4 protein-coding genes and 1 tRNA gene are annotated in these 6,545 nt (G+C 59.1%); 1 reads left to right on the top strand and 4 read right to left on the bottom strand.

Annotation, left to right across the window (positions count from 1 at the left end):
• Nucleotides 1-75 precede the first annotated feature (75 nt).
• Both CFR80_RS16330 and CFR80_RS16325 read right to left on the bottom strand, forming a co-directional pair.
• Entirely contained in the window at nucleotides 76-2,331 is a 2,256-nt protein-coding gene (locus CFR80_RS16330) for an AAA family ATPase (RefSeq protein ID WP_258367896.1), read from the bottom strand.
• A complete protein-coding gene (locus tag CFR80_RS16325; RefSeq protein WP_010517480.1) occupies nucleotides 2,328-3,437 on the bottom strand; it encodes a metallophosphoesterase family protein in 1,110 nt (369 codons plus the stop codon). The genes CFR80_RS16330 and CFR80_RS16325 overlap by 4 nt, the downstream gene beginning before the upstream one ends.
• A 272-nt stretch (nucleotides 3,438-3,709) precedes the next feature.
• Here CFR80_RS16325 and CFR80_RS16320 point away from each other — a divergent pair, with 272 nt between their 5' ends.
• A complete protein-coding gene (locus CFR80_RS16320) occupies nucleotides 3,710-4,603 on the top strand; it encodes an FRG domain-containing protein (protein ID WP_258367895.1) in 894 nt (297 codons plus the stop codon).
• 194 nt (nucleotides 4,604-4,797) lie between these two features.
• Here CFR80_RS16320 and CFR80_RS16315 read toward each other — a convergent pair whose 3' ends face one another.
• On the bottom strand, nucleotides 4,798-6,168 hold the full coding sequence (locus CFR80_RS16315; RefSeq protein ID WP_110507721.1) for a hypothetical protein: 1,371 nt from the start codon (nucleotides 6,166-6,168) through the stop codon (nucleotides 4,798-4,800).
• A 248-nt stretch (nucleotides 6,169-6,416) separates the two neighbouring features.
• A tRNA-Met gene (locus CFR80_RS16310) sits at nucleotides 6,417-6,493 on the bottom strand.
• Nucleotides 6,494-6,545 lie beyond the last annotated feature (52 nt).

The following is a 6,545-nucleotide window of genomic DNA, read 5'->3' as shown; positions in this document are numbered from 1 at the left end:
TCAGCATGAAGGCCATCGTGAACCCGTTTCTCAGAAAGGGGTCGTTTTTGGCTGCCTGTCCCCCTTCCGAAGGGGTCACTTTTCCATGCCGCTTAACACGTTACGGGCAGCGTCGAGGGTGCTCCTCAACACCTTTAGCGTTTCCGCTTCATCGGTGATGCGCTGAAGAGCAAGGCGAGCCGCCTCGACTTCTTCAGAGGCCGCAGCTGCCCGATCCGCGAGGCCAAGCCCGCCCTCGCTCTCTATCGTTCCTTCGAGGCGGGCTATATCGGTCTCGAGGCGCGTTCGGGTCTCCACGGTCGTGCGCACTCTCGCATCGATCAATTCGATTTTGCGGTTGATGGCCGCGACGTCGTGCGCAGAGGCATCGCGAAACGCATCTTCAACCTTGACCGAAGCTTCAGCAGCTTGCTCACGAGCCTTGACCAGATCTTCGGCAAGCGTAGCCCATTCTGGTCGCTGCTCGATCTCCTCGAGCGCGCTGACGGCGTTGGCGACATCGCTCGTAGCCCTGGCTTCTGCCATCGCAAGCGGCGCTTCCCCCTGCTCGGCGCGACGAAGGGCCTCAATGGCGCTGTCCTGGGTCCCTTCGGCGCGGGCTACGGCGCTATCGGCCGTCTCCATCCCCTCAGTGAGCACCGCGATATCGGGAAGTTCCTCCTCTCCTACAGCCTCTTCCTCGCCAAGCTCTGCGATGAACAGCTTGAGATCGGCGGATCCAGCGGCAAGCTGAAGGACATCGTCTGCCGGCGTCGCGGCTTGGATGCGCGCCTCCAGGGTTCGCAGGTCCGCTGCGGCATCCCTGGCGGTCTGGTTGCGAACTCTCGCGGCTGCAAGATCGACCACACCGAGATCGTCAAGTGCAGCTTTCCGCTTACGAAGCGCAGACACCAAGAACTCTGCGGCACTGGCGACAGACGCCGGTGGCGCTATCTTAAGCTCGGCGTCGCCGAAGCGGATATGGACCTCGCGATCGAGGGTGCTCGTGCCGAGCGCCATTGGCACGCCATCGATTGTGATGCCATCTGCTGAGCCTGACAACGTGATCCGGGTCGCGCCAGCATTTACCACCGCCTGTGCTTCCGCAACGGCGCGCTCATGCGCTTCAAGCGACGACAGCACTTTCGGGGCGATCGCCGTATCGGAGAGCGCCTTCGCGGTGCTGCGTTGCTCTTCGAACTTCAGAAGGTCGGCATATCGCCGGCGCGCGGCCTTGACCGCTGCGCACCGACGGCTCCGTCGAATCTGCTCTTCGCCTTCCGCCAATGCCATTCGCGCGGCTTGACGGTCTGCGCGCGCGGCATCGAGCGCAGTTCGTGCATCTACAACCTTTTGCCTGGCGGCCGAGAATGTGTCGGCGACCCCGAGGCGCCGCTCGCTTGCCAAGGTCAGCGCGGCTTCCGCTTTCATCCGGGCCCGCGTAGCGTCATCGTGCCGCCGCCGAAGGTCCGCGAGCGCCGTCACCTTGCCATTGATCGCTTCCTGCTCTGCACGACGGGTGCTAAGAATCTGAGCCGCAGCTCGTGCAACGTCAAGCGAAGCAATCAGGTCTTGACGCGTTTGCGCATCCGTATTGTCCGCCATCTCCCGCTGAACGATCTTCAGGCGAGCGCGAGCCGCTTCGACATCTGAGAAACTACGCTCCAGCATGGCCAAACGATCCGCAGCTTCGCGCGCCGTGGTCTCGGCGGCCTCAAGCCGTTCACGCGCGGCGGTTTGCCGGCCACGTTTCTGCCCCGTCGGGGTCCAGTAAAGTTCATACTGAGCCTCGACCCGATTCCTAACGCGGTGATAGGCAGCGCCGCCCATGATCGATCCGACTTCCGCCTCGAGCGTGGAGGTGACACTGTCGCGGACGATCTGGGCAGGCGCGGTTACGGACAAGGCCTCGGTCTGGGCAACCCACAACAAACCGAGCGCGCCATAGGTCGCAACATCGCCGCCCCGGCTTGTGTCGCGAACCGAACCGAGCAACGCATTCAACCGCGCCTCGGCTTCTTCCCCTTGCGCACGGCCCTGAGGCCCTGAGACCTCGACCGATGCACTGCGTAGAAAATGCTTGGTTACCGACCAACGCGCGCCATCAACATCGAAAGCGACCTCGACCTCAGGACCAACTGCATCGCCATGGGGGGCGAAGGATTGGGCAAGCTGATTTCGCGTGTTGAAACGGACAAAAAATGCCGCGCGCAAGGCCTCAAGAAGCGTCGACTTGCCCGTCTCATTAGGCTCGATGACGACGTTAAGGCCGTCGGTGAGACCGTCGATCACGACGGGCGCGCGAAACTTACGGAAATTCTCGACCGCAATGCGGCGAATGACGAGGCTCATGCCGGTTCCTCCCGGCTATACTCGACGAAAAGGCGTTCGAGGGCTCGCTTCGCCACTGCCCCTTCTTCGCCGCCGCCTTCGATCCTAGTTTTAAGCATCGCTGCTGCCGCCCCGAGCATGCCCTCCACAGCCAAGTTCTCAATGTCCTCCTCGCTCGGTCGACCGACAAGATCGTCCGCGCGCACGTCAAGATAGCGCAACTGATGACCGATATCGTTTTCGAGACGCGCTAGCATGCCAATTCGGTCGCCAAGGCTGGTGATCCCCGCAAGGGTCAGGCGTACGAGCGTACTGGGTGCGTCAATCGCGCCGAGGAGCAATTCGCACTCGGCATCGAATGCCGCCAGGTCGCTGACCATCCAATCCCGTAAGAGCCATTGGAAACGGCCAGTACGGAACGGTGTCACGGACGGCTCTGCACCAGCCGAAAGCTCGACGATCAGGGCCTGCCCGGGATCATCCCGCTGAAAGCGATCGACTTCGGGCGTGCCAGCATACCACGTGCGACCGTCGACGCGAAGCGCTCCATGCCAGTCGCCCAACGCCAGATAGTCGAGATGTGATCGCCGTGCACGGTCAGGCGCGATTTGATTCTTCGTTTCGCCTTGTGAGCCAAAGTCGCGGATCGAACCATGCGCGAGGCCGATACGCAGAGTCGCGCCGGGCGTCTCCATGGCGTCGAAACGGGCGGTGGGATCTTCGAGATTATGGCGATGCTCAAGCGGCGCAGGCAGCAGCCAGATGCCGGGGTTCATCTCGACGGGCTCGGGTGTCGACAAGATGACGATATTCTCGCTCGCCCGCTGATGGACGCGATCCCATAAGCCTCCATTGCGCGCGAAATCATGGTTGCCGGGAAGCAGCCACCAGCGACAGTCATGACGGCTCATCCGGGATATGGCCTGGACGATTGTTCGGTCTTCGGGCCCTTCGGTGTCGAAGATGTCACCGGCAACAACGACGTGCTGCGCCCGCTGTTCGGCCGCTGCACGTCCAAGTGTATCGATTGCCTCAAACCGCGCCTCGGTAAGGCCAGCCCGGACTTCAGGCTCGAAGCGGCCATATGGTTTGCCGAGTTGCCAATCAGCAGAATGGATAAATTTCAAGCTACCTCCCCTTTATCAACACAGATCAGCGTTCCTGCCAGGAGTCAACTTGGCTGAGGCCTCCTGTGGCCAATTATCGGGGCCACGAACGGTCGAGGATGTCGATCCCATCAACAAAATCGTATAACTTAAGTGAGGTTGCCGACAGCCATGCCTCCTAATCGGTCGTTCGAAGCACCATTCAGGGATATCGAGACCAGTCGATCGTTCATATGCCGCCTTGCGCAAAATTACGGGATAGCGTCATGATAATCTCCGTAGCAGGGGGAAGCATGAATCCTATCAAATCGGTCACGGATTTCGTCGGGATCATCCTTGACCGGCCAGTCAAGGAAAATGTGGTCGTAACTTATCGGGGTCATGGCAGCACTGATTTCAAACTGACCCCGTCCATTTTCCGCAAGGCGGCCACGCGCGAAAATGAGCATATCCTGTTGCGCGAACTCATCGCCGCTCATCCTGAGGATTTCGACCGAGATACGAGCGCGCTGGAGATGTTGGTCAGAATGCAGCATTTCTCGCTGCCTACGCGATTACTTGATGTGACAATGAATCCACTGGTAGCACTCTATTTTGCCTGCGAGACGGTTAAGAAACGTGTTCCTACTTCAAATGGCAAGACTATGCGGAAGGATATGGACGGGCACGTTGTCATGCTCCGTGTCTTCAAACGACGGGTGCGATACTTCGACAGCGATACCGTAAGCTGCCTCACAAACCTCGCGCGACTCTCTTGGGCCTATAAGAGCAAGATAAACACGGAGTTGGAGCTGGGGGAGTTCAATGAAAGTACGCCCATCAAAAGGCTGCTTCATTTCGTTAGGCAGGAAAAGAGCGGCTTTCTCGATGAGATCGAGCCTACTGATCTGGATTCTATCATCCTAGTGAAGCCGAAGCAGAACAATAAGCGCATTCTCGCACAGGCGGGGGCATTTTTTGCCTTCGGCTTGGACGAAGAAATCAAGTCAGACTCTGTTGACAGGATTAAAGTGGGGCATATCGTCATCCCTGCCAGCGTTAAGGGGGATATTCTCAAGGAACTCGATAAGCTCGGCATCAATGAAAAGACTATGTTCCCGGATATCGAGCGCACCGCACGTTACATCACGGGGACATTGTCCTCTCGCGACGCGGCAACGAAGGTATTGCGGCGCTCTTCCAAATAGACTCATTTCGTAAGAAGTTGATCGCGAGCCACTGCTAATCCCACCAAAGCAAACGGGAGTTGTGCCCAATAATGCGCTCCGAGGCGAGCATTCCACAACCGGTCTAGGCCGGATAATCTACTGTGATTTAAGTCATGTCCGCTTACGAAAATACTGGTTTTGTGTCCTATGTCCGCGTTGAGGGCGTAAGCGGACTATTTCCTAAGCCTGATGATTCCGAGTTCGTTCCACATCCACCCGAAATCGTAGGCAGCCATGGCACCGCCACTCCCTTGGGCGCGGACCGTAGTGTTTTCGATATCCTTCAACCAGATGGCCACCTTTTTACGCCCTGAAGCTGTCTGGACGGCCTGGCGCGGCGTCATATCCCCCAGGGCCGGGACTGGCTCATCAAGCACCTGCCGATAGTGCCGCTCCAGCATCTGCCCGATAATCCGGGCTTCCTCCTCGGGCGGGATCTGCAGTTCTGGCGAGACCTCCCGTCCAGGCGTCCCCCGGTCTTCCATCGCTTGCGCCGGCGTCATGATCTGCGTGAGCGGAGCGCGCACGAGATCTCCCAGACCAACCTGCAGCATGGCACGACCACGTTCGGCACGCTCTTTCGAGTTCACCTGCAGCCGCAACTGCCGCCCCTTCAGATCCAGCGTACCCAGCACGATCGCGCCATCGTCCATCTCCGTGCGCAGAAACCGTCCGTTTTCATCACGCCCGGTTTTCAGCGCAGGTTCATCGTGCTTTTCCTTCAGCCAGTTCCAGAACGACCGGCTCTCCGGCCGCAAAGCCGCGATCTGGTCAAGCGAATCTGCCACCATCTTCTGCGTCACGCCCTTTGCCAGCGGGAAACACACTTCGTGGAAAACCAGATCCTCTCCGTCCCCATTGAACAAAGCTGGCCCCTCCATCTGCCGGGCCATGTCCTCCAGTGTCCGGAACAGCCAGGTCAGCGTGAACATCGGCGCAAGCTCACGCAGGGTCTGCGTATCGACTTTTGGAAACTCTGCCTTGCCCCGTCTTTTCCGCAGAGCCCTGTAAAGGTTCGCAGCCAGATCCTCACAGGCACCCCGCGAATAAGCGAGCAACCCGCCTGCAAGAATGGTCTTTCCATCGGACGGCACGAGACGTGCTGCAATCCGGTCCCACTGTTTCAGTGTCCGGGTGGCCGTGCCTTCATGCACCAGAACCGGATCACCACCCCGCAGCAGGTCACGCGCCATCAGGCTCTGGCCGGGTCTGATGTCCGAGACTTCATACAGGCTCATGACCGAAGCCTTGAGGGCAAGCATGTAGGCGCTGTTACGCGGCCCTTCCTTCCAGCCCCGACGCTTGAGGTAAACGTCCACGAAATTCCGGCCGTCATCCCAGTCCTGCCCGAGAAAATCCTCGAAGGCGCAGCCCCATAGCGTCATGGCGACGTCGGGTCCGATCATCTCCGCCAGATCCTCGAAGGTGATATCCCCCGCTTCCAGCGCCGGACCGATGTGATCGGCGAGCACTTCGCCAAAACACTCCTGCCAGTCTTCCTGACCGAGATAACGGATCAGTCCCGTGAGTTCGTCTGCGGCCATGGCTGCTCCTACGTCTCCTGATACGGACAGCAGAGGGGCAGACTGTCCTGACTCGACAAGCCTAGAATGATACCCCGAAACAGGCGACAGGGTGCCTCGCTCTTCAATCACGCATTTGTGAAAGTGGGCAAAAATGCGCCCCGGTACCTTTTCGCCTGTTTCCTATGTGTTTCCTGCAGGGAATTTTAAGCAACAAAAAACCCGCCTCAAACGGGCGGGTTTATCGTGTCCTATCAAGGACTTACGTATGGTTGCGGGGATAGGATTTGAACCTATGACCTTCAGGTTATGAGCCTGACGAGCTACCGGGCTGCTCCACCCCGCGGTGGTGAGGGGTGACTGGAAGACCTGGCGGCGACCGACTTTCCCGTGCCTTG

It is taken from the genome of Komagataeibacter oboediens, assembly GCF_003207815.1.
GTDB lineage: Bacteria > Pseudomonadota > Alphaproteobacteria > Acetobacterales > Acetobacteraceae > Komagataeibacter > Komagataeibacter oboediens.
The sequence above is the reverse complement of the archived record's forward strand: the minus strand, read 5'-3'. Positions and strand labels throughout refer to the sequence as shown.

What these genes read in the sequence shown, in the direction of transcription:
- CFR80_RS16330 (WP_258367896.1), bottom strand. Translation starts at nt 2,331, where the DNA reads ATGAGCCTCGTCATTCGCCGCATTGCGGTCGAGAATTTCCGTAAGTTT.
- CFR80_RS16320 (WP_258367895.1), top strand. Translation starts at nt 3,710, where the DNA reads ATGAATCCTATCAAATCGGTCACGGATTTCGTCGGGATCATCCTTGAC.
- CFR80_RS16315 (WP_110507721.1), bottom strand. Translation starts at nt 6,168, where the DNA reads ATGGCCGCAGACGAACTCACGGGACTGATCCGTTATCTCGGTCAGGAA.